Origin of the sequence: Bradyrhizobium retamae (genome assembly GCF_001440415.1) — a bacterium.
GTDB classification, from domain to species: Bacteria; Pseudomonadota; Alphaproteobacteria; order Rhizobiales; family Xanthobacteraceae; genus Bradyrhizobium; species Bradyrhizobium retamae.
In genome coordinates this window covers 1-22,463 of record NZ_LLYA01000178.1, presented here as the reverse complement: position 1 = coordinate 22,463, position 22,463 = coordinate 1, and the positions used below count along the sequence as shown (strand labels likewise).

Here is a 22,463-nt window from a genome sequence, read left to right as displayed (position 1 = left end):
AGAGGCCCATCGTTTATGAATCCTTCCCGCGCGTATCGATCCACCCGCGAAGCATAAAGTCGATGCTGGTAGAAGCATTAGCCGCCGCGACGCCAATTTGAGCTGACGTATTCGTGCGCACTCGAATTTGCCCGGTAGCACCGCTACCCGTGGATGGATCGTAGAGTGCCTGATCAGATTGACCGTAAGCGGAGACAGTCCCGGAGCTATCGCCGATCCGATACCATCCTGTACGGCTCGTCGTGCCTGAGGTGTTTGCGAACCCTGTCCCGAATACTTCGACCATGATGCCAGAAGGGCTGCTAAGCGTATAATTCGTGCCGCTAGTGCCGGGAGCCTGGGTGTTGATGTCGCGAACTGGGGTCACAAGCCTGAACTCGTCTCCAAACTGCGTGAACAATTGCAGCGCCCCAGAAACGCGCCGGATGGAGCCAATACGCCGCTTGCGGTCATAGTTTGCCGGCATAGTTGGCGCAGAGACAGACGCCGAGAACAGCGCGTCAACTACGCCGGTATCCGAGCGCTGGATCAGCCAGAGATGATATGTGCCGTTGGCAATCGCTCCAGTATCTAGCCCGCCCTGGTTCGTCCCAACCGCCCACGCTGCATCAAGGCGCTTCGTCAAAGCAGCCGCGAGCTTCATCAGTGCGACGTTGGTTGAATCCATTGCCGCGCCGGGGGCAATATCGATATCGTTCGTTGCGTCAGTTCCGTTGTTGGCAAGGCCAAGTCCGGAAAGGAAGTTTTGTAGCAAGCCTGAGTGCAGATTGTTGAAGGCCGTGTTCTGACTAGCAACATCCGAAAGATTGTTCGCGGCCAGCATGTCCCCGGCGCCTGCCGGCGTTGCCCAAGTCCCATCACCGCGCCAGAACGTCGAGGATGACGCCAACGTGCCACTATTGAGGTTCGTAACGGGAAGATTACCCGTTACACCCGTGGTGAGCGGCAGCCCCGTGCAGTTCGTCAGCGTTCCAGACGCAGGCGTGCCGAGCGCAGGCGTTACCAATGTCGGGGATGTCGCGAAAACAGCCGCGCCCGTCCCGGTTTCATCGGTTAGCGCGCCTCTCAGGTTCGCGCTGGATGGCGTAGCCAGGAACGTAGCCACGCCCGTTCCGAGGCCGCTGATGCCCGTCGAAACCGGCAAGCCGGTGGCGTTGGTCAGCGTAACTGAGGACGGCGTTCCGAGAGCCGGAGTAACCAGCGTGGGAGATGTCGCAAAGACCAGCGCCCCCGATCCGGTTTCGTTTGTGACGGCAGAGGCGAGATTGGCGGACGACGGCGTGGCAAGGAACGTGGCAACACCAGCGCCGAGCCCACTTATGCCAGTCGAGACCGGAAGGCCGGTGCAATTCGTTAGTGTCCCAGATGCCGGCGTTCCCAGCGCACCGCCGTCATACAGAACGGTCCCGCCAGTACCGAACGCGACCGAACTGGCATCCGTACCAGTGAACGTCAGCGTGTTGTTGACAGTGAAGGTCTTGCCAGCGCCAAGCGTCAGCGTGCCCGTGCCAGCGGTCCAGGTGTTGCCGTTGTAGGTCTTGTTGGTCAGGGCCTCGCTGCCCGCAACCGTTGCCAATGTGCCAGTCGTCGGCAGCGTCAAGCTGGTGGTTGCTGTTACCGTGAACGTGGTGCCAAACGCGCCCGAGATCGTGAGCGTGCTGGCGTCGTTGTTGACAACGCCCGTCCCTCCTTGCGATGGGGAACTAACACCCGTCAGAACATGGTTGGCATCCCAATCCGCGCCGTCAACAATGGCGTCGGTATCAACACCAGTGCCTGTAACCGTCGAGTGAGTTATTACAAGCGTCATTTTGGCTGCGTCCCAGCGTTCGGCTTGGCTGGCGCGCTCGGCTCAGGATCCACCGCCGGAAACGTGCGGCTTGAGAACGTCAGCCCAGAGAAAACGCGACGAGGCCGGTCAACGGATTCCGGCGTCTCGCTCTGCCTCTCGGTCATGCCGCTACCTCGCCGTTAGCGGGCCGCTGAGAGTCGTCCGTGTCGCGGGCGGGGATGCCGGTAGGATCGAGTCCCAGGGCTCTCAGGCCATCGTACGTGAATCGGCGGACAATCCCGCTCGTTGTGGTGCCCTGCCGCGTTGCGGCATCAGCGACCATCTGTGCGGCTCTGGAGGGGAAGCGGACTTGGATGGGTCGATCGCTCATCAGTTGCCAGCCTCAACTGCCGGCGCCGTGATCGTGTAGCCGCGATGCTGCATCAGCTCGAATACCGCCCGCGCTTCCATGTTCGATAGCTGCACAAGCGGCGTGTGCGCCTGAAGCATTCGGACAAGCTCGCCCAATCCATCTTCCGTCATCGCCAAATCCCGTGATCGCGGCGCGAACTGCGCTCGCTTGCTAGACCACGTAACACATTATCACGGGATTGCACGTAATTTGTAATGTTTTATCAATGGCTTAGGTAACGCAATGGAATTGCTTCACACGCCATGCACACTATTGGAAAGAGATGCGACAAAATGCGCGCGCAAAAAGCCCTCGATCAGGCCGAACACATGCTCTGGCGTCTCGTCGCTCGGCGCGATCTGTTCAATCAATTCAGACACGCGCGCAATCGCACTCCACGCCTCAGGCGAAAGGTCAGCCGGCGGCGGGGTTGGATTGTAGGCGATCTGCCGTGGCGGCTCCTCGGGCCTCTCTGGCGCTTGCTCGGGGGTTTGGTTGTCGTCTCTGGGGTCAACGATCACCCGTTCAATGCGACTTATCGGAGGGCGAACACCAACCAACTCGATCCGGTTTATGCCGCCGGCCTCGCCAGCCCCCTGCCAACGCACTGAAACCTTGCCAGGCGTCTGCGGCACTTCTGCCGGTCTGTCGCCGTATTGGCGGCCGAACAGCTTGCTCGCAATCCATTTGAGGCTGTCCACCTTGAGCCGATCGCGTTGTACCTTGGCGTGGTTGGCAACGGCGGTAGTCTTGTCGCCCACCTGCTCCAGCACGATATCGCCGGACTCATCAAAGGCGATCTCCCGGATCAGCTCGGCAAAGTAATCCATCTGGGCTTCGCGCGCACGCGCGTACCTGTCTCGGAAGCTGTCGCGGCTATCCAGCCACCTGTAAACCGTCCCCCTTGCCGGCATGTCCTCATCCTTGCAGATTTGGAGCAAGCCTTTGCCTTCAATCATCCGTTCGCAGATTTCCGCTGCGATCTCTTCCGAATATTCGATTGGCTTGTTCATTGCCGTACCTGTTTCATTGGTCACGCCTGGTAACGTCATGGTCACGTCACGGTCACGGATTGGGTTGGTCACGCGGTCACGTCACGGATTGCCCCCCTATAAGGGGGGCATCCGGACCGTTACCGTTACCCGCTGCATTTCCATCTGCCGGCGTATTCCCGAACCAGCCCTTTGTCCTTCAGGGCCATGCGGGCTTCGTAGTGGCGCTGCTTGGTGGTGATCCCGTTCTCTTTGGCGAACTCGTTCCACTCTTCCGTTGCCAAGCCGCCGGAGCCGGCCTCAACCAGCAGGCGGTACATGACGCGCTGATTGGTGGACAGCTTGGGTTCGCTGGGTTTCGGTGCAGATTGAACCGAAACTTCGTCACCGTTCACAATGTTGACCGTGATCGGGTCGCCGTCCTCGTCAGTCCCGAACTCGTGGATCTCTGACTTGAAAGAGAACAGCGGCCCCTCTGGCATATCGTTGGCTTTGGTGACGGTCGCGGTTTTGATCTCGTCACCGGATACCGTCACCATCACATCGACGTCGCCCAGGAGCGCATTGGAGCCCCTGGCGCCGCGGCCTTCGTCCTTGCCGGTATGGCCGATAAGGGCGACGTGACAGCCAACAGCGTCCTTGATGCGCTGGACGTTGGCGAACACCCTGCCCTGGTCCTTGGCAAGGTTCTCGTCGCCTCCGCCGGCCGCAATCAGCTTCGCGAATGTATCGAAGACGACGAGGTAGACTAGTTCACCCTCCTCCTCGATCGCCCGAATGAGCGCCACCACGTCCTTGACCGTGGCAGCGTTCATGAGGTCGACCATTCCGGGAACGATCGCTATTGGCGCAATACCGCCGATGTCGTCGCTGGAGCGCACCAGATATGCCCGGAGGCGACGCTTCACGAGATCGGCCCGCTCTAGGGCGAAGTACACCACACCGCCCGAATTCTTTGACTTGTAGCCGTGCCAATCCCGCTGAGCGGCCACGCAAAAGGAAAGCTCCGCCAATAGCGCCGACTTCAAGCCGCCAGGCGGCGCAATCCATGCGCTGGTTTCACCAAGCGCGACCACGTTCTTGATGAGCCAGCGCTTCTTAGGTGGACTGTCACCGATTTCGTGCAGCATCTGATACTTGAAGCGGAGATCGCGCCCCCTGTCTTTCTGCACCACGAGCCGGTCTAACGTCGCATTCTCGGCTTTGTAGTCCGAGGCACCGTCGAATGGATCGTTCTGCACTACCGCCAAACCGTCGTCGCGAAGCTTGGGAATGTTCATCGCGCCTCCAGTCCGACCGCGATCAAGTCTTCAATCAGCGCGCCGCCGTGCGTCGAGAGCAGGCTATTGGTGACCGCGATCTGATAGAGGCAATCAACCACCTCCCGCTTGCGGTGCGGGTTGCGTTTCGCCATGCCGCCCAGGTTCAAGCATTCCTGCTCAAACTGGCTTAGCTTGGCTATGGCGACATTGCGCTTTGCTTCCACCGTCGCCGCGGTGATGTCGTCGGTTTCGGTTATGGTGACGTGCTTCAAGTCGCCCTCCAGGCACGAATGCGGGAAGGCGTACGACGACGAAACCGTGTGATCGGCTCGCGCACGACAACGAAGCTACGGCCGAACGTGGCGGAGATCAGGTCTTGCGGTAGCTCGGCTGATGATTTAAGTTCCGAAGAGATCGAAGCGCCTGCCAGATCGTCTTTCGGAGCCCCGCACGCCGCCAGCGTTGCGGGGTTTTCCATGCGGATCTGCATCAGGCGGCAACCTCCCGCGTGTCGGAGGTAGATTTGCGCTTGCCGGCCTCCAGCCACTCGTCCAAGTCGTCAAGGTCGTAGCGAACGACCCCAGCCTTCTTGATGAAGATCGGCCCGCCCCCCTTGCAACGAAGCTTGTTGAGATAGCCCTCGCCGAATCCGGAATAGACTGCGGCGCCTTTCACATCGACGGGCGGTCGGTGCGTCTTGGTAGTCTTGTCCATCTGTGAACCTCGGTAGTTGGTTGTTACCGAGAGCAAGATGCACAAGTTCAAAATTGTCCGCACACCGCGATTGCGCCAACAATCAAACGCTTGGTTTGGCTTCCCAGATGGTCCTGACTGCGCGGGGGGTCATACCCCACGATCGCGCTACGTCTGCAATGATCTTCTGCCGCTGCCGGCCGTACAACCGAGGCAGTGTTTCAGTAGAATAAAGCTCTCCCGAAGCCTTTCTGTTGTCGCGCACAGCATTGATTGCGGCCTCGACACGAACGGGCAGGTTTTTCGGAATGCTCTTTTCCGGGTTGAGGCCGTACTCCGAAACGATCGGATTATATTTCCTCCGATATTCGATAAGCCTTTCTGGTTTCCAATCCGGGTTGCCCAACTCAGTTGGAGTTCGGGCGGCTTTGTCCCTCCCCCAATCTACTCCCCGCCTCTCGAGCTCGCGATTGACGCTCGCTTCCCATTGCTTCCTTCGCGCTGCTCGCGCGCGCTGCTCGCAATCCTCACGAATAAGTGCCGCATCTTCTGGCGGAATGTCCGGCTTGCGACCAGCTCCCAACCTGCGGCCACCGCGCGGCATCAGGCATGCTCCCGACGTTCATCAAAATTGACCACGTTATTTGCCGGCGGATCGAGGATCAGCGCGACCAAACCCGCCAGCGCCTCAAAAGCCTTCTTTTTCTCCTCCAGGTATTCGTAACGGTCGTACGTCTCCCGCACGCCTCCGATAACATGCCCCATGCAGCGCTCGGCGTGATCGGCGTCCACCTTAGCCCGGCTCATGAGGCTGCGGCCGGTGCGGCGCAGGTCGTGCAGTTGCCATTGCTTCATCGGCGGGCGCCCCTCCGCCTTCCGGTTCTTGGCAATGATCCGGTTTAGCTCTTTCTTGGCCTTGCTAAAGCCGCTGAAAGCCTTCTCGCCGTCCGTGGTCGAGAATACAAACCACGAGTTACGCTTCCCCTCGGGCTTCCAATCGATGAGGGCGCGCATTGCCGGAGTGATCGGGACGACGTGATCGCGCTTATTTTTGTACCGGCTTGCAGGAATTGTCCAAAGATCGCCCTCCAGCTCGTCCGTGTGCATCATGGATGACTCGTTGCGACGGGTGAGGCAAAGCAGCAGCGATTTGACGTAACGCGGGTAGCAGGTCGGCGCCTCGAACTGATCCAGAGCCTTCCAGATGTCCCGGATCTCATCATCGGCCAGGGTACGCTTGCGCGCCCTCTCCTTCGGCTTCGTCTTTGCCATCCCGCGGACGATCGGAGACTTGAACTCGTCATCCTGCACCATCTGCCAATTGAAGGCCTTGCGGACGTGCGCCAGCACACGATCGGCCATAACCCGCCCGTGTTCCGTGGCGATCTCGTTGAGCATGGTTGTGATGTCGCTGCGCTTAAGGCCGTAAATCGACTTATCCCCAATGCGCGGCCGGACATAGACGGTAAAGGCCCGCTTCACCTGATCGCCGCTGCGGAGCCCGTCAACGTGATCCTTTTCGAAGGCATCCAATACGGCGTTGACGGTGTTTTCTTCTGCCAGCCTTTCCCGCTTGGCTTCCGCCCGGCTCTCCTGAAGCTCTCCAACCGGGTCCTGCTTGTTGGCAACCTCGCCGGCCGCCTTCTTTGCGAAAGCGCGCGCCTGGTCCGCAGTGATCGAGCCGTGCAGCCCCAGGCCAAGCCAGCGCTGCTTGCCGGTGGTCTTGTCGCGGTATCGATAGCCGTATGTCACCGCGCCGCTGTCGAGGCATCGGGCCACGAAGCCCTTAACCTCCTTATCCGCCAGAATTTGCCCGGCGGTCATCGCGTCAACTTTGGTCTTGGTGATCTTGGCTTGCATGCCCTAGCTCCCGTGCACACCAAATCGTTATGGGGTCCATGTGCACACTCTATGCACACAGCCACGGGTAAACGCAAGACATTTCTCGGAAGGTATGGGAATTGGAGGAAAAGCCTGCTATCAAAGCGTTTCCGGCGATTTCAGGGAGAAACTCAATGATTGCAGCTAATTGGCCTGTGTGCATGCCCCTAACTTTTAATCATGGGGTCGAGGGTTCGAGTCCCTCCGCGCTCACCAATGAAAATGGGGGTTTTCGCAATCGGCGCGCCCTTGCACATTTCGTTGGGGGCACAAAGGGGGCACAAAAGCCGTGACCGCCCTGCGCTGGCTTGACGTCGCTGCTCAGGTGACGTCGCTCACTACAATCTCTGCCGCGTTCATGGAGCCACTGCACGACGCCCAGCCAAGGCGCAGCTTGTGGACGCCGCGCTCTCCGTGGACCTGCGCTGCCCCGCTGAGATCCCGGATCGGCGACGGAAGTTTGAAAACCCCGCCGGGGACCATTTCTGGCCAAGTCCGACGGGAGGCTATATCGATCGATATCCCGGGGCGAGCTCACCACGCGCCGCCCAATGTGATCGGCAAGGGCACGGCCGCCGCTGATCCGCACCGATAGGCAAACTATCGGATCCCCTGCAAAGCTGACTGAGTAAGCATTGATTGGAAAGATCTTTTACTAAACAAGGATATATTCGACTCCTCACCGCGGCGTAAGATTCCGGACAATAGAAAATGGATGTGCGCCTTCATACGATACTTGCAGTCGCTATCTGCTTGGTTGGTATTGCAGTTTGGGGCTCCAGCCTCTGGTTAATGGCCCCGCCTGATCCAAACTACAGCGACACCGTTGCCCCTTCGCTTTGGTACGCCGGGAAGATCGCGGCTCCCGTCGGTACCTTACAACATTCCCTATTCCCTCAGCTCCCACTCCTGCTCCCACGGATCCTAGGTGCGCTCGACCAGTCGTGGGCTCTTTCCGTGGAGGTAGCTCATGATGTTCTTGCGGGCCTTTTCTTAGTTTGCGGTCTCGGCGCCATTGGTATCCTAGCGGTTAGACTGTCATCGGCTCGCGGCTATGGAGCGGCTTTCGTCGCGACTTTTGCGATCGTAGTGTTCTTACAGAGTTGGGTAACAGGACTTAACGTTGGCTATCCTTTGTATGTTCAGTATCCAAGCCATCTGCTTGGCAGCTGGGGAATTGCCGCCTCACTTTTCGTTTGGGTCATCTGGATTACGTCCGGACAAAAACTCATAACTCTATTGATATGTGCTGGACTAGCGGGGCTGCTTACTAATCTGCACGCAACGTACGGACTTATTGTTATAGGCATCATTCTCACCGGTATCAGTATTGAAGCGTTGATCGTTCGCAAACTCGCACCTGCATTGCAGCGTATTGTGTTGGCGATGTTTTTCTTCTCACTTGGTGCTTTGCCGCAAGGGCTTCTTATACTTTATCACCTGCCGCCTTCCAGCCTGCCCACCGGGTTGCCCGACACAGCGTGGTGGACACTTATGAGCTTTCGTAAGCCATTCCACATCTATCTTTGGGGCTCGGGCGGCATTGTCCAACCTCTGTGCTGGATAATTGCTTTTTGGTGCGCCTTTATTGCGGCACTGTCATCAAGACTACCTGCCATCTACACTTACCGACTAATTGCGACGGGAGTCGCAGTTACCATTTTTTGTGCAATAGCGTACGCCGCCTTCGCAATTGTTCCTATACCTACACTGATCGGGGCCGTCCTATCGCGCTCGGCATTGATACCATTGGCCGCGATCCCCGCGCTTGCAGCGACTCTTACAATACTTTGCTTGAGACGCTGGAACGAGCAGCAAAATACATTGAACGCGTTGCGCTTGATTCTCGCTTCGCTAACAAGCGCCGTACTGGCTCTTCCGATGGCCAGCGATTTCGTCAAAGCATTGTCATTGATAGCGTTAGTAGCAACAACTATACTTATGCACCTACCCGATACGGCACCGACCGTCGCTGTGCGACGCACAACGCAACTTCTCCGAACTGCGCTCGCAGTTCTCGCCGTTGCTGTGCCATTTCTTATGTTGCCCGCTAAATGGCAAAGAGCGCTTGCCATGATGCCGCGCCACCCCGGCACTTCTTGGGCAGAGGTCACAGATTACGTTCGAAACGTTATCCCACGCGATCAGATCGTTCTGATGCCGCCATATCCTTACGCCACTGTTTCGTCTCGACACATAAATCCGGCGGATTACGGGTACATGGGGTATTCCGTTTACGCGCGCGGACTCTTGGCATTCGAAATTGACCAGATCAAACTTCTACTAAAAATCAACCTCTTGAATTTTTCGCCACAAGCCATTCAAGCTTACATCGCAAATAACGGCCAAATACTCTGCGTCTTTGAAAAGGGTTACGTGAAGCTCACTTCGGACATTTCTCGCTTACACCAACTTCGCTCGCAGTACCCATCGCTACATTACTTTGTGGCGATCAAACCTGGAGCGGCACCTGCGCAATGGACATGCGGGCCGGCCGAAACGCAAGACCTGGATCTCCCTCGTGTCTTTGAAAACGACACCTATGTTGTGTATCAGCTTTCGGAATAAGCAGGATTGTCATGTCGCAGGATTTGAAAAGCCACGTTAGATCGTTTTTGGAAAGCAAGCCGTTATTTGTGGGCGAAAGCACGTACGATCCAGGCACTCGCGAGCCGCTGCACGGTTTCATGTCCCGAAGATACGGCCTGATGATCGCGTGCACGTCGTGAAGCCAATGTGATTGTGCGCTTAAACAAGGCTGTCGGCTGAGGGGGCGCCCTTATCGCTGCTTTGACATCGTACTCGTCTATGCCATTGACGACCGAGCTACTACCAACGAACGAAACTCATCGTTCTGGTTCTCGCATCAAGGCACATGACCTTAGAAAGGGACGGCTAGAAATTCGAGCCAACGTTCAAGCAAGTTGTTCTTCGCGGCATCAGGTCAGCGCTATATGTCGATGATAGTTAGGCGATTCTTGGGATCCCTCGCTGAGCGGTTTCGCTGGTGTACATGCTACATGCGCTCCGCACCAATCCTCAAAATCCGCGTACCGTGATGATCCCATATGGAAGGGCACATGGCGCGGCACGGGAACGGGCGCTCCGCTCACACCTGTGATCCGATCCTCGATCGTTATCTTCCCGTCTTTCGCGACGGAAATGCGCCGATGCAGCCGACCCGGATGGCTCTTTTTCTTGCGAATGAGTGTCGTGACCAGCAGGTCTTTGAGCCAGCGCGATACAGCCGGGAAGCGCCCCAGCGTGGTGGTGAAGAGGCGGAACGCGACGAATCGCCAAGGATCGAACCGCATCGAGGGAATGCCACGAAAGGAAGTTTCCACATCAACATGCAGCAAACGCTCGGGATCGGTCTCGATCTGACAGCTCCCCTCACCCTGGCTGATTACGAAGCCTTTCGGCGACGCGACAGCATATCCGCAGTCCTCATAGATCAAGGCGCCTGTCATCGCGAACAGTTTGACCGAGCCACCCATCTGGCCACCCATCGCAACAATGCGATTATTGGCATTTGCTATGGCAAGGCCCGCATCCGCAAACACTGCGACAGCACCTGGGGTCCGCCAGGGAAGCTCCGCCGCATGCGAAAGATCGCCAGCGGCATCGGCCGCGAAAAGCAGGTTGTTAAGCAGCGGAAACTGATTCCACGCGTCCATCTCTTGCGCTCCAACGCCACGACCCGCTGACAATTTCTCGCGCATGTGCTTGGCAACCGCGGCAGATGATGGCACACGCGCTGCCAGCATTTCGAACGCAGCCGGATAAGCGAACTTCGTTCCTCGGCTCGCATACTCTCCCCCGAGACTGCCGTCAGGATGAGCGAACCAGCTCACGAAATCGCTGGCACGGATCAGACGTCCGAACAGTTCCTTATCGCCGGTCCGACGTTCGATCTCGGCAAGATAGAACATCCCGTGGCTTTGATAGCCCGGATCCGCACCGCCATACTCTTTCATCCATCCTTCATCAGGATGCTGATGCTTGTAGATCACGCCGAGATAGCGATCCCGCGCGACCTTGAACTTGTCAGTGCCGATGACGTCACCCGCCACCTGCAAGGCAGCTGCGGACGCCGCGAGATGGTTGGAGAGGATGCCGTGATGTTCGCCATTATTTGCGAGCCAGGTCGCGCCACGCTCGATCGACGAAAGTGTTTTCAGCTCCGTCGCTGGGTCTACCCTATCTCGTATCCGCTCCAGCGCGATCCCAAGATAGAAGCCGGTGAACGCCGTCGCGGCCAAACTGCGCTCAAACGGATAAGCCTCGTCAAAACTTCCATCGCTGTGCTGAAGCCTTGTCCAGAAGCGCAGGGCGCCACCGGCAAGCTCTGTCATGCGGCCCCTTGCCTCGACGGGCGCCGGCGATCTTGGGGATGACGCCAGCCAGCTAAGCACATGCGCGCCTTCTTGGAACCGGGTGGCCGAAAAATCGGTAAACTTCCAGCACCACCACGTTCGATCGAAGCTACCGTGTGTCGGCGATGTTGGCTCGGCATCGAGCCCCGAAAGGGCACGGCCCAACAGCGGCCAGATGGCGGCGAGATAGCTGTCCGAATTGTCCATTGGCCCGTTTCACCTTTTGCCATCTCGAATTACAACAAACATGTTTCTAAGAACATCAGGCCTTGATGTCATTCAGCGGCTTGCGGGCAATTGCTGTCAGCAAAGTCATGGAGCCAACGCGGCGCGCGAGCGCGAATACGCTCTGCACCGCAACACGCAAAACGGGCTGCGCTACAGCCAGCTCAGACGATTCCAGCTCGCGGCCCTCTATTCTCACTTGTTCGAAGCCTGCTTTCTGCAACAACGCCGTCAGCGACGCCTCGGTAAAATACTGAACATGAAAGGGCGGCCAGAGACGCTCTTGCAGAGGCCGCAGCAATCCAGAGAATTTCGCAAGCCCCCGGCCGATCCGATAGATGAGGCCATCGTAATTTGGCGTTTCCAGTGCCAGCGTGCCGCCTGGCTTCAACACACGAAATGCTTCGCGGAGGAAGCGATCAGGATTATCGACGTGCTCGATGAGATCAAATCCGCAGATAATGTCGGCACTAGATGCCGCCAACGCAGCGGTTTCCAGCGTACCGACCCGCAAGTCGCGGCCCGCGGCCCGGCCGAGCTCCACCACCTTAGGAAAAATGTCGATGCCGATCGCTGTCATATGCCGACTTTCTACGGCATAGGCGACGAGGATTCCGAGATCGCACCCGACATCGATCAGGGCTTTGCCGTCAAGCGCGCCGATTTGGCGCTCGACCCGCGACAGTTTTGCCTCGCATGCCGCACGCAGCACGGAAGTCAGTTCACGCCGCGCGATGAAATACGGATGGTTGAAATAGTTGTCGCTGCCATGCAGTGCCGTCAGATCGAGTGCGGAGGGACGCGGTTCCAGCAATCCTGATCCGCAACTGCTGCACTCGCGGATGCCGCCGTACCCCAGCGAAACTCGCAACGGCCGCGGGTCAGACGAACCGCAAACAACACATGGTACGATCTCCCCTGTCATGCCTCGGCTCACTCAATCTCGTCTTCGGATCCAACGCCCCGCAAAGCCTCAGTTACTGCGAGGGTAACCTCCGTGGTTGCAATCAGGCTTTCGATCGAAATTGCGGGATTGCCCGTTCGACAAGCCTCCGCGAAAGCGGCCGCTTCCGCCGCAAATCCCTTGTCAACATTCAAAGAGCGGCGGCGCGATGTTTTGTTTTTGGCCACAAGATCGAGTGCACGGAGATTGTCCAGCAGCGCCATGCGCTCTTGCGCAAAGGCTTCGAACCGTTCCTTCGGGTAGCTAGCGTCACCATTCGACCAGTAGTGCACGGTGCCAATCGACCCGTCTTCGAATTTCACCGTAAAGGTAACGATATCGTCGGCGGCAACGTCAGAACGTCGTGGACTAACATGGGCCACCTGAACGGACTCTGGAAGTGAACCGCAAACGCTCTGCATAGCATCGATGAAATGGCAGGCTTCACCGATAATTCGGCCGCCACCACTTTCCCGATCGTGTACCCAGCCAAGTTCAGACTTAAGTGCAATACGGCCAGCGTTGACGCGATAGAGCATAGCCATTGGTTCCGAGCGCCCCTTGAAATGCGCAGCCATTGCTTGCACTAAAGGTGAGAACCGCCGGTTGAAACCAACAGTCAATGTGCCTGAAGAGGCGCGCGCCGCTGCCTCAACATCGATAAGTTCTTGGCGCGAGATTGCCAGCGGCTTCTCGACGAAGACATGCTTGCCGCGGTTCAAAGCTTCAACCACATAACGCGCGTGGCTGTCGTGACGGGTGGCGATGACGACCGCCTGAACGGAGGGATCATCTAGCAAAGCATATCCATCGTTGTGGGCCATGCTGGCGCCATATCGCTCGGCAACACTTTTTGCCGAAATGCCCTTTCCGGTAGCTACGCCGACCATGTGGAAAGCCTGAGCGTCCATCAAAGCGGGCAGCAGGATACCTTTTGCAAACGTTCCTGCCCCTATGACACCAAGGCCAATCCGACCGGATACGGGCCGTCGCGACGCCGAAAGGGCAAGCGACTTGGAGGGACTCATTTCGGATGGATACTCAAGGACAATGCCTACGCTGAAATCCTGTTTCTTGCCGGTGACCAGATCGTAGCCCTCGGTTGCATCCGCGATTGAAAATTTATGAGTCGTAAGCCGCGCCGGATCCAACCTGCCATCACCAATCAATTCAAGAAACGTTGAGAGGTTGCGCCGCTCAGTCCAGCGCACATAGCCGATCGGATAATCCTGACCTTTCGCCTCATAGGCGGGATCGTATCGGCCCGGTCCGTATGAGCGTGACTGAAGAATTTCCAGCTCTTTCTCGAAATAGGTTCGACGCGCTATGTCCATCTTGACATCGCCGACCACGACTACGCGCGCCCGGTCACGACACAGCTTCGCAACATCTTCGAAAACTGCGCCGCTATCGCGCGAACCCACAGTTAGCAAAACTGAATCCACACCAAAACCACCTGTCATCGTGGCTATCTGAGTCGCAAGCGCAGGATCAGACGGTATTGTGGCAACGGTCGCACCCGCTGCTCGCGCCATATCGAGTTTGCGAGAATCGAGATCGAGGCCCGCAACCCGCATACCCGCAGCGACGCATAACTGCACGGTCAATTGACCGACCAAGCCCAATCCTACGACCAGAACAGTCGCGCCCAGTTGCTGATCCGCCTGCCTCAAGCCATGGAGTGCAATGGCGCCCAGCGTCACATAACTGGCTTGTTCGTCGGTAACCGCTGCTGGCACACGAACACAGAGATTCTTGGGAACGGCCACTAACTCCGCATGATTTGCAAAGCCAAGGCCGGCGCAAGCAACGCGATCGCCCACCGAAATGTCGTTCACGTCGCGCCCAACCTCCAGCGCGGTGCCGACAAGGGAATATCCGAGCGGGATCGGTTCTGCGATCAGATTCTTCACTACTTTATACGTTGGCCAAAGGCCTTCGGTGCGCGCCCGGTTTATAACCTTCATCGCAAGATCGGGACGGTCCAGAGCCTTGCCGAGATATCCCTTCTTGCCCAAGCCGATTATCGCGCGATCGGTGCCGGAACTGATGAGCGAACTATGCGCCCGAACGAGAACCTGACCGGCACCCGCACGCGGCGCGGGAACATCGGCAACCGACAAAACGCCAGACTTAAAATTTTGCACCACAATCTTCATAAAAGCACCTTCTGTATAACGCGCAGTTCAAGTCCAGCTTGAAGACGGTGCGAATCGTTCGAACCACAGCTCCAGCATCACGATCGAGAACAACCGCTTGAGTGGTAGAAAACCCTGGGCAGGATCCGCGGCGCGCTGCGCGGCAATCCATTGAGGACTGAAGAGACCGCGCTTCTTGACACGCACGGGATCGAGAGCCCAGTCGAAAATGTCAGCAAGAGGCCTGGTTGTCGCATACGCCTCAAGCGGAATGTAGAATGCGCGTTTAGGCGCCTGCAAGACCTCCGACGGCAGGAGACCAACTCCGAAGCGCCGCAACGCAAGCTTGTTGCCGGACGCCCCCAATTTGGTCGCATCCGGCAAGGCTGCCGCGGCTGCGATGACCAGCTCGTCCATAAAAGGTACCCGCCCTTCGAGCGAATGGGCCATGGTCATCTTGTCGGCCTTCATAAGAATGTCGTCCGGTAGCCAATCGGGGTACTGCATCGCCACCAGAGATTGTAGTGCCGTTTCACCGGGTAATCTCTCCAAAACCGGACCGACGCTGCGGTCCGCCTCACGGGCAAGCGCATGACCTCCCGCCATCGCGCGGATATCATCCGCGTCGAAGAGCGACACAGCCGATCGATAGAGATCCGTCAGCGGAGCATCACCCATGCGCTCCAGCATGGACACGATCTTGCGACGCCCCACTTTGCCAAGCGCGCCAGGATAGTCGAAAAGCCTCTCAAGGATCGCGACCGGTATAATCGAGGCGAGGCGTGCGGCAATTGGAAACGAATGCGCCGGCACAAACGACTTCACTCGCGCAATTTGCTGAAGCTTGCGGTGAAACATGTATCCGCCGAGAATTTCATCTGCGCCTTCACCGGACAATACGACCTTGACCTCTTTTCGGGCCTCGCGCGCGAGCACATACATGGGAACAACAATTGCGTCTCCCACCGGCTCGTCCAGCGCAAAAGCGATCTCCGGCAAGCTGGCCATATCCTCGGCGCGGCAATCGATCGCGTGATGGTCCGCTCCGATGCGACGCGCCGTTAGAGCCGCAAGCTCGCGGTCGTGATCGGGGAAATCGGGAAATCCGATTGAGAACGTCTTGACCGGGCCAGCCGCAACCTCGGCCATCAAGGCGACAATTACGTTTGAATCGATGCCCCCGGACAGGAAGGCGCCTACCGGCACGTCAGCAATCATGTGCCGGTGAACGGATGCGCGCAGGGCCGTGCCAAAGCGATCCGCGGCCGCTTCGATATCAAGGCCAGCTTCCACCGAGTCCGCGCCGGGCGGAAACCACCAGCGCTTCACCTCGATGTCGCCTTGGCACCAAACTAGGTCATGCCCGGCCGCAAGCTTTTCGACGCTAGTCAGTAGCGAACCGGGGCCTGGCACATATCGAAGGGAAAGATACGAACGGATTGCGGCCAGATCGACCTCGGACGAAAACCCGCTGTCTGCCTGAAGCGCCTTGATCTCGGACGCGAACAGCAGGCTCTTGCCCTGACGACAGAAATACAAAGGCTTGATGCCCGGACGATCGCGAACCAGCAATAGCTTCGTTCGACTGCCGCGTTCATCAACAATGGCGATCGCGAACATGCCGTGAAGGCGCACCCAGGCGTTGCGCCCCCATGCTAGATAGGCGTGAAGCACAACTTCGGTATCGCTCGTGGTGATAAAGCGATGACCCAGCTTCTCAAGCTCGGTACGCAATTCACGATAGTTATAGACCTCACCATTATAGACGATGTGGACGCGATTCTGATCGCCATGCAGCGGCTGATCGCCAGTGTTAAGGTCAATAACGGCAAGACGCCGCATTCCAATGCTTATTTCGGCACTTGGGAAATCGTGAAAGCCAGCGCCATCGGGTCCGCGGTGGGAAATCCTATCGGCCATGCGGCGTACCAAAGCCGGATCATACCGGCCTGCTGTCCCAACAATACCGCACATTTCGTTAGCTAGCTTTCACGGGAAATGCCAATTCAGCAGGCTTTGCTGTCGGCGGAGTCCTCGCACCGTATCCTTGCATCCAATTTGTTCGCGCGAGCTCTCGTAGCTGAAAGAACAAAATAGAAAAGCCTGCAAAAAGCAGAGCAATAACGAAGAGAATCAGGCCGACCAGCGCGAGATAGATCGCGGGCGCTGCATGCGTGACAAGCATGGCGACAGCAGCTGCGATGAATCCGCAGCCGAGCAGAGCGATTAGCGCTGTTAAGAATGCGAAGTGCCGAACAGGTTGGGCGATAGCGATAAAGCGTAGATGGCTAGTGATAGTCTTGAAAATTTTCGTAGATGACTTGCGCTTGGCCGCACCGTCGCGTTGGAGTTTGTGATCGAGCCAAGTCAAAGTGGCAGGGATCTCGCGCGCACGAAAGCCGAGGCCAAGAAGCTTGAGAAGCACCTCAAGATGAAACTCTTTGCCATTCTCCTCCGTCAGGAGCGGTTGAATAACGGCGGCGCGATAACCACGAGTCATGCCCGTATTCATCGTGACGCTGCTGTCGAAGAAAAGACGGATCAGCCTGTTGCCTGCTTGAGTCAGGAACACCCGCGCGGGTGATACGTTCACCAAACTTCCGCCTTCGCGATGGGGCGACGCAATTACAAAATCTGCCTCGGGATGAGCCACTAGCTCTGCGTGTAAGCGTTGAACTATGTCGTCGCCCCACGAGCAATCGGCCTCTGTTGTTACGATGATAGGAGCCGTCGCTTCGTCGATACCGATTTTGATAGCGCGCCCTCGTCCCTGGTTGATCGGATAAGACAACACTCGGACCTGCTTTTCTGCACGTTCGGCCACGAGCACGCCGAACAAGCGTTCCAGCGATTTATCCTTTGATCCGTCATTGACCAAAATCAGCTCAAACGCATCGCCGAATTGCTGGCGGAGATTCATGAGCATGCGCTGAACGGCGCGCTCGATAATCGCCTCTTCGTTGAAGAAGGGACAAACAACAGAAACAGCGGGGTAAGTAGCAATTGTCTTGGGCGCGTGATGATCCACGATAGATGCCTAATTGCCCGAAGGGTTGAATGGGTTTCCAAAGCACGGCAGCTATACCAACGCAACCACGGCACAGGAACGGTTATACACGCCAGTTTGGGGCCGAGTTAGGGACCCTATGCGCTACATTTACAAAATATAAGTTTTGTCAATAGGTTATACATAGATGGCGGAGGTCCGACGAACTGATGATTGTTGACGGTTGCCACCGGTCGCCTCTGACTTCCGTCACATTCGGTCTGTACCTCAGACACCCTTAAGCTTTTCGAGCTGTTAGTTCGGCGGCAATTTGTCTCGCAGACAGGCCAGCTTTCACTAGCTGTGTAAGGACAGGAGCGAGACTCATCGCCCGTTCAGCAGCGGCTGCCCGATAAGCGGGCGCTAGGCATTCAGCGCCATTGCGTCCAATTTTGACACCCCTCGCCTTCGCCGCCCGAAGTGTCGCGCGCGTTCTTTCCGCGATCATCTCCCGTTCATGCTGCGCCGCGGCGGGCGAGACCAACAGTGCCAACATGATTGCGAGCCCGGCGGGCTTCATTTTGCCCTGAGCCGGCAGCCTGGCCGTCCCTCGTCGATCAATTCGACGCCGGCCGCCCCGAGCGCATCCATCACTGCCTTGATGGTATCGATCCCGCTTCCCAGCGTTGCGGCGCCCTTCCCTTCCATTGCCGAAATTGTCGTCACGTTTAGTCCGGCCGCTGTCGCAAGCTGGGCTTGACTGAGACCCGCAAGCGCGCGGGCGGCCTTTAGTTGGTTTCCTATCGTAAGCATACTGGCGAGGCTCCTAAAGCTGATGGTTTGACCCTGTTTTGTATCGGCTAGACCCATCGGCCTGACATCAATCGCCCGTCGCTTTTGATGTTGCCGATATAAAAACGGGTGCAGCCGAGAGAAACACACACGCAACCGATACTATTAGCGGCTCTGCCGTCATTTTCGTTTCGACTGTTTCTTCAGCCGTACGCCGGCCCCGCCCCCATTCTCTGCAATGAACTCGACGCCGGCTTTCTCTAGAGCCTTCTGAACGGCGTTCCGGACGTCCTCCGAGACGGCCGGGCCCTCGCCGTCGTCCCGCTCCAGACGTTTGATGGTTGGCAACGAACGGCCAGCCGCTCCCGCCAACTGGGTCTGAGACCAGCCGAGCAGTCCGCGAGCTGCTCGTATCTGTTCGATCGAAATCACCGCAAAAACCTCTTGACACTTTTTGGATCATAGACGATGATCCATTTAGTATAACGCAGACAAACCAAGTGCAACCCCATGACCAAAACCACCGCTTCAGCGGACGGCGGAGCTATGCCCAAAATCGACCGCACGGCACTAATGACCCGCGCCTGGGCAATCTTCCGGCAGACCTATCGCTATCCGGAGATCAAGTTCTCGGACATCGGGCGCAAGTGCTTCGCATGGGCGCTGCGGCAGGCATGGATTGAAGCCCGCGCTGCTGCCCAACTGGCCGCCCTTTCCGCTACCGCGAAGGTTGATCGCATCAAGGTGCTGGAAACCACGATAGCCCGCGCTGACTACATCGAAAGCGGGGCGCAGTGGAAAGCTACCACCACCGCCTGCCGTGACGAAATCCGAAGGCTGCGAGGATGAAAATCCAAGCCCGCTACCTGATGCCGGGCGATCAAACGGGCTCCGGCGAAACCATCGTCAGCGTCAGCGCTGGCATTCGTACCCCGCGCGGCAAGGTCGAAGTCACCCTGGAGAGGGTCGGCCGGCGCCGCATGTCGCTCTGGGGCGCTTCAACCGTCATCAGCGTGCGGAGAGCCGCACGCTGAGCGCGACGCCCCGTCAGTTATTCGCGGTGTCAGCGCTCATCGGCGAATGCCAGGCGCTCGCCGTCTCCGGGATTCTGAACCCGTCTCAGGCAGCCGCTCTGCGCTGTCTGATCGCTCACGTTCAATCAGCCTTCACTCCCTCAGACGCTGGCGGCGGCAGATCGGAGGTGAAGCAAGATGCATGAACGAAGCGGGGCTGGCGCGCTGTCGGCCTCTCCACCCACCGAAAGACCGCGACAAAGGAACTTTCAGATGACCACGTGCAACCAAACCACCACAGCCGAGACAGGCGCCCCAGGCGCCGTTCAATTGTCTTCACCTCCAGTGATTCCGACCAGTCCGCCTGATGCATGTCAGACCGTCCCTGTGGATCGAGAACCTGAAGCAGGTTCGCGGATTCATTCGGGCGGGGCTGCAATGAACAGGAGATCAATTATGAACATGATAGTCGGCGCAGCCATCACGGGCGCCACCATTCCGGCCGCCGCGCTCGCGATTATCGAAGATCAGCCCTTGCTGGATCTCGAGCGAGACATTCTTGAGGCTTACCGGCAAGCGACAATAGACGACGACGAGATCAGCGAGTGTGTACACGCCTGGAGAGATGAGTGGCTTCGATTGGATTGCGAGGTCAAAGAGGGGCGGATCAAAATGACCCAGGATGAGGTCAGTGAGGCTATCGGGAGAATGCCCGAAGTTGCGCGACAGGCAGAGCTGAACAGGCTCGCGCAGCCCCACTTCGATCGCCTGGATGAATTGGTCAAGGAAATGTGGGCGATCCCTGCGCGCACTGCCGAGGGCAAGCGGGCGAAGCTGGAGGTGCTGTTAACCTGTATAGCGGGTGCCGGTTGGCTGGATAATGACAAGGACGCCGACTACGACGTCAGGATGACGCGCTCGTTGATTTTAGAACTGCTCGGCGGTGAGCAGGCTGAGCGTTTCAAAGAACAGTTTGCGGTCTGACGCTATCAGGCCCGCCGGTTCACGCTAGCGGGCCTTGTCATTGGACCTCGGCTCAAGCGTGTGATAAGTTAAGCTAATTTTTTAAGAGTGTGTGGCTTTAGCCGCCACAGTTGTTTTTCTGTTGCGCGAGAATTTTGATGACGGAAGCGATTGAGAAGCAGCGTGCATTTTGGAACGATTGGAACGCCTCGACGCGCGAGAAGAGTCTCAACGAGATATCGATTGAGCAGACCGAAGTCATCGTGTCTTGGCTCAGTAGCTTGAGAAGAAGAGATCTCAAGATAATTGAGATCGGCTGCGGAGCAGGTTGGCTCTGCACACAGCTTGTCCAATTCGGCCAAGTCACCGCAACCGACCTTTCGGACGAAGTGTTAGCGCGTGCTGCGCAGCGTGTTCCGCAAGCCCGCTTTATTGCTGGTGACTTCATGACCACGGATGTTGGTTCCGGGTACGATGTTGCGATCAGCCTGGAAGTGCTTGCGCACGTCGCCGATCAGGCGGCATTCTTGTCGAAAATCGCAGGACTGTTAAAGCCCGGCGGCCATCTCATGTTGGCGACGCAGAACAAGCCGGCCTTGGTGCTCAACGATATCCCGGCTCCCGGGCCGGGGCAATTGCGCCATTGGGTCGATCGGCACGAGCTCCACGAACTGCTGGCGCCGCGCTTCCGGGTGAAGGAGATGTTTTCCATCACGCCTCGTTTTAATCGCGGAGTGCTCCGTATCCTCAATTCGTACCGCCTTCAACGCGCAGCCGACCGTGTCTTCCTTGGCTCACTGATGCGCGGAGTCAAATGGATCGTGAACAAGATGTGGTTGGGTTGGACTATAATGGGTTTGGCAGAAGTCCGGCGGTAGGTCTCGCGGACCGCGCTTTGGGCCTGCCTGTGCCTTTTGACGCTGGCTGGCCCGTGGTCTTGTAGCGCTCGCGCGCAACAAGAGCGACCCTTTCAGTTTGTTACGCTGGATTGCCTATTTCGCGGCGCTCTAATCACGACGATGGAAAAGGGGACCTCACCAAAGGTCCGAGTTGGGGCCATAAGCGGACAGGGACCGAGGCAAATGCGACGGTTCAGCTTGCCCGAGCAGAACGATTGTGCACACGCATCCGGCCCCAGCTAGCTTAAGCGCCGGTCGCCCAATCTTTTCTCCACAAAACTTGATCGCCCCAGTATTCGATGCAGCGAGCACCTGCGTTGGCTTCGACTTCGAACCAGTAACAATCACCCCAAACAGCCTGTGATCCTGTCGTTATGCCACCGAGAACAACGTCGCCGCCTTCGTTCAGGCCGACAAAATCGACGTACCAAGTCATGGGGGTGCCAACAATTGTCGTCTTTATCGACCCAAGTTCACTAGTCGGCGTAAACTCAACCGCGTAGTCGCCTTCTAGGCCGACGAATTTGGCTATAAATGGTTGTAGCGATATAGGTGCCATACGGGACACTTTTTACGTGCGAGAAGTTGAACTGACTGAACGGGCTCTCGTTCAAGAAGCGACAACCGACCATTGGGTGGCAGTCATCTATCGAATGATTTCCGCCTCGCCGATGAAGCCACCCTCCCAAAGATAAAACCGATCACTCAATCTGAGCGCCAAGGTTGCCTCAGCGCCTGATAAAAATACGAAACCAAGCCTTCGGCGTTCGCCTGGCATCATCTCGCTTTGAAGCAAGGGGTAGCCGTCCCAACCTTGTTGCAAGCTGTTTTCCTTGCTGCAGGGACAACCCCAACCGAGCTTTATCGGACCTTTTCTTCCTCCTGCTTCGGTCGGGTACAGGTACAGTTCAGGAGTCAGGTCAGGCGTTGCAAGGCGCTCCCGCAATACGGTCTCACGCGTCATTTTCCCTCCGAAGCACGCACTCGCTCAATGATACTAAGTTGGGCGAACGCACGCAGCAAGTATGCTCGTTGCTGACGCAATCAGGAGTCCGCCTTGGATCAAGAGACGAAATCCCTGTCCATCTTATCTATGTCTCCTATTCCATCGAAATCG

The 22,463-nt window shown here is 57.6% G+C and carries 22 protein-coding genes; 5 read left to right on the top strand and 17 right to left on the bottom strand.

Annotation, left to right across the window (positions count from 1 at the left end):
- Positions 1–13: 13 nt before the first annotated feature.
- The 8 genes from CQ13_RS28685 to CQ13_RS28650 form a co-directional block, all read right to left on the bottom strand.
- Positions 14–1,810, bottom strand: a complete 1,797-nt coding sequence (locus CQ13_RS28685) for a hypothetical protein (RefSeq protein WP_057846182.1) — start codon at positions 1,808–1,810, stop codon at positions 14–16.
- A gap of 351 nt (positions 1,811–2,161) precedes the next feature.
- Complete coding sequence (locus CQ13_RS43530; protein ID WP_156433970.1) at positions 2,162–2,314, bottom strand: hypothetical protein; 153 nt, start codon at positions 2,312–2,314, stop codon at positions 2,162–2,164.
- A 123-nt stretch (positions 2,315–2,437) separates the two neighbouring features.
- Entirely contained in the window at positions 2,438–3,268 is an 831-nt protein-coding gene (locus CQ13_RS28675) for a terminase small subunit-like protein (protein ID WP_197427473.1), read from the bottom strand.
- Positions 3,269–3,321: 53 nt separating this feature from the next.
- Complete coding sequence (locus tag CQ13_RS28670) at positions 3,322–4,305, bottom strand: AAA family ATPase (RefSeq protein WP_245309393.1); 984 nt, start codon at positions 4,303–4,305, stop codon at positions 3,322–3,324.
- 146 nt (positions 4,306–4,451) lie between these two features.
- Positions 4,452–4,709, bottom strand: coding sequence for a hypothetical protein (locus tag CQ13_RS28665; RefSeq protein WP_057846178.1), 258 nt, complete (start codon positions 4,707–4,709; stop codon positions 4,452–4,454).
- A 217-nt stretch (positions 4,710–4,926) separates the two neighbouring features.
- Positions 4,927–5,151: a helix-turn-helix transcriptional regulator gene (locus CQ13_RS28660; protein ID WP_057846177.1), complete on the bottom strand. Its 225-nt coding sequence runs from the start codon at positions 5,149–5,151 to the stop codon at positions 4,927–4,929.
- A gap of 82 nt (positions 5,152–5,233) precedes the next feature.
- Positions 5,234–5,734: a hypothetical protein gene (locus tag CQ13_RS28655; RefSeq protein ID WP_057846176.1), complete on the bottom strand. Its 501-nt coding sequence runs from the start codon at positions 5,732–5,734 to the stop codon at positions 5,234–5,236.
- Positions 5,734–6,990, bottom strand: a complete 1,257-nt coding sequence (locus tag CQ13_RS28650; protein ID WP_057846175.1) for a tyrosine-type recombinase/integrase — start codon at positions 6,988–6,990, stop codon at positions 5,734–5,736. The genes CQ13_RS28655 and CQ13_RS28650 overlap by 1 nt, the downstream gene beginning before the upstream one ends.
- 732 nt (positions 6,991–7,722) lie before the next feature.
- On the opposite strand from CQ13_RS28650, the gene CQ13_RS28645 reads away from it, so the two are divergent.
- Complete coding sequence (locus tag CQ13_RS28645; RefSeq protein ID WP_057846174.1) at positions 7,723–9,579, top strand: hypothetical protein; 1,857 nt, start codon at positions 7,723–7,725, stop codon at positions 9,577–9,579.
- A gap of 371 nt (positions 9,580–9,950) precedes the next feature.
- Here CQ13_RS28645 and CQ13_RS28640 read toward each other — a convergent pair whose 3' ends face one another.
- From CQ13_RS28640 to CQ13_RS28605, 7 genes are all read right to left on the bottom strand, one after another.
- Positions 9,951–11,594 (bottom strand): hypothetical protein, encoded by a 1,644-nt coding sequence (locus CQ13_RS28640; protein ID WP_057846173.1) that lies wholly within the window; start codon positions 11,592–11,594, stop codon positions 9,951–9,953.
- 55 nt (positions 11,595–11,649) lie between these two features.
- Positions 11,650–12,426, bottom strand: a complete 777-nt coding sequence (locus tag CQ13_RS28635) for a class I SAM-dependent methyltransferase (RefSeq protein WP_057846172.1) — start codon at positions 12,424–12,426, stop codon at positions 11,650–11,652.
- 119 nt (positions 12,427–12,545) lie between these two features.
- Positions 12,546–14,714, bottom strand: coding sequence for a bi-domain-containing oxidoreductase (locus tag CQ13_RS28630; RefSeq protein WP_063800175.1), 2,169 nt, complete (start codon positions 14,712–14,714; stop codon positions 12,546–12,548).
- Between the two features lie 27 nt (positions 14,715–14,741).
- Positions 14,742–16,667 (bottom strand): asparagine synthase (glutamine-hydrolyzing), encoded by a 1,926-nt coding sequence (gene asnB, locus CQ13_RS28625; RefSeq protein WP_082637701.1) that lies wholly within the window; start codon positions 16,665–16,667, stop codon positions 14,742–14,744.
- 4 nt (positions 16,668–16,671) lie between these two features.
- Complete coding sequence (locus CQ13_RS28620; protein WP_057846169.1) at positions 16,672–17,721, bottom strand: glycosyltransferase family 2 protein; 1,050 nt, start codon at positions 17,719–17,721, stop codon at positions 16,672–16,674.
- 534 nt (positions 17,722–18,255) lie between these two features.
- Complete coding sequence (locus CQ13_RS28610) at positions 18,256–18,492, bottom strand: helix-turn-helix transcriptional regulator (protein ID WP_057846208.1); 237 nt, start codon at positions 18,490–18,492, stop codon at positions 18,256–18,258.
- A 159-nt stretch (positions 18,493–18,651) separates the two neighbouring features.
- Positions 18,652–18,903, bottom strand: a complete 252-nt coding sequence (locus CQ13_RS28605; protein WP_057846167.1) for a helix-turn-helix domain-containing protein — start codon at positions 18,901–18,903, stop codon at positions 18,652–18,654.
- 78 nt (positions 18,904–18,981) lie between these two features.
- Here CQ13_RS28605 and CQ13_RS28600 point away from each other — a divergent pair, with 78 nt between their 5' ends.
- The 4 genes from CQ13_RS28600 to CQ13_RS28585 all read left to right on the top strand — a co-directional run bounded on the left by CQ13_RS28600 (position 18,982) and on the right by CQ13_RS28585 (position 21,325).
- Complete coding sequence (locus CQ13_RS28600; RefSeq protein ID WP_245309390.1) at positions 18,982–19,320, top strand: hypothetical protein; 339 nt, start codon at positions 18,982–18,984, stop codon at positions 19,318–19,320.
- Positions 19,317–19,505 (top strand): hypothetical protein, encoded by a 189-nt coding sequence (locus CQ13_RS28595; protein ID WP_057846166.1) that lies wholly within the window; start codon positions 19,317–19,319, stop codon positions 19,503–19,505. Before CQ13_RS28600 ends, CQ13_RS28595 begins: the two co-directional genes overlap by 4 nt.
- A gap of 435 nt (positions 19,506–19,940) precedes the next feature.
- Complete coding sequence (locus tag CQ13_RS28590; RefSeq protein ID WP_156433969.1) at positions 19,941–20,468, top strand: hypothetical protein; 528 nt, start codon at positions 19,941–19,943, stop codon at positions 20,466–20,468.
- A 137-nt stretch (positions 20,469–20,605) separates the two neighbouring features.
- Positions 20,606–21,325 carry a class I SAM-dependent methyltransferase gene (locus CQ13_RS28585; protein WP_057846164.1) on the top strand — a complete coding sequence of 240 codons (720 nt, stop codon included), beginning with the start codon at positions 20,606–20,608 and terminating at the stop codon, positions 21,323–21,325.
- A 265-nt stretch (positions 21,326–21,590) separates the two neighbouring features.
- Here CQ13_RS28585 and CQ13_RS44640 read toward each other — a convergent pair whose 3' ends face one another.
- On the bottom strand, positions 21,591–21,782 hold the full coding sequence (locus CQ13_RS44640; RefSeq protein ID WP_197427472.1) for a hypothetical protein: 192 nt from the start codon (positions 21,780–21,782) through the stop codon (positions 21,591–21,593).
- Positions 21,783–21,992: 210 nt separating this feature from the next.
- On the bottom strand, positions 21,993–22,310 hold the full coding sequence (locus CQ13_RS28575) for a hypothetical protein (protein WP_063800174.1): 318 nt from the start codon (positions 22,308–22,310) through the stop codon (positions 21,993–21,995).
- Between the last annotated feature and the right edge of the window lie 153 nt (positions 22,311–22,463).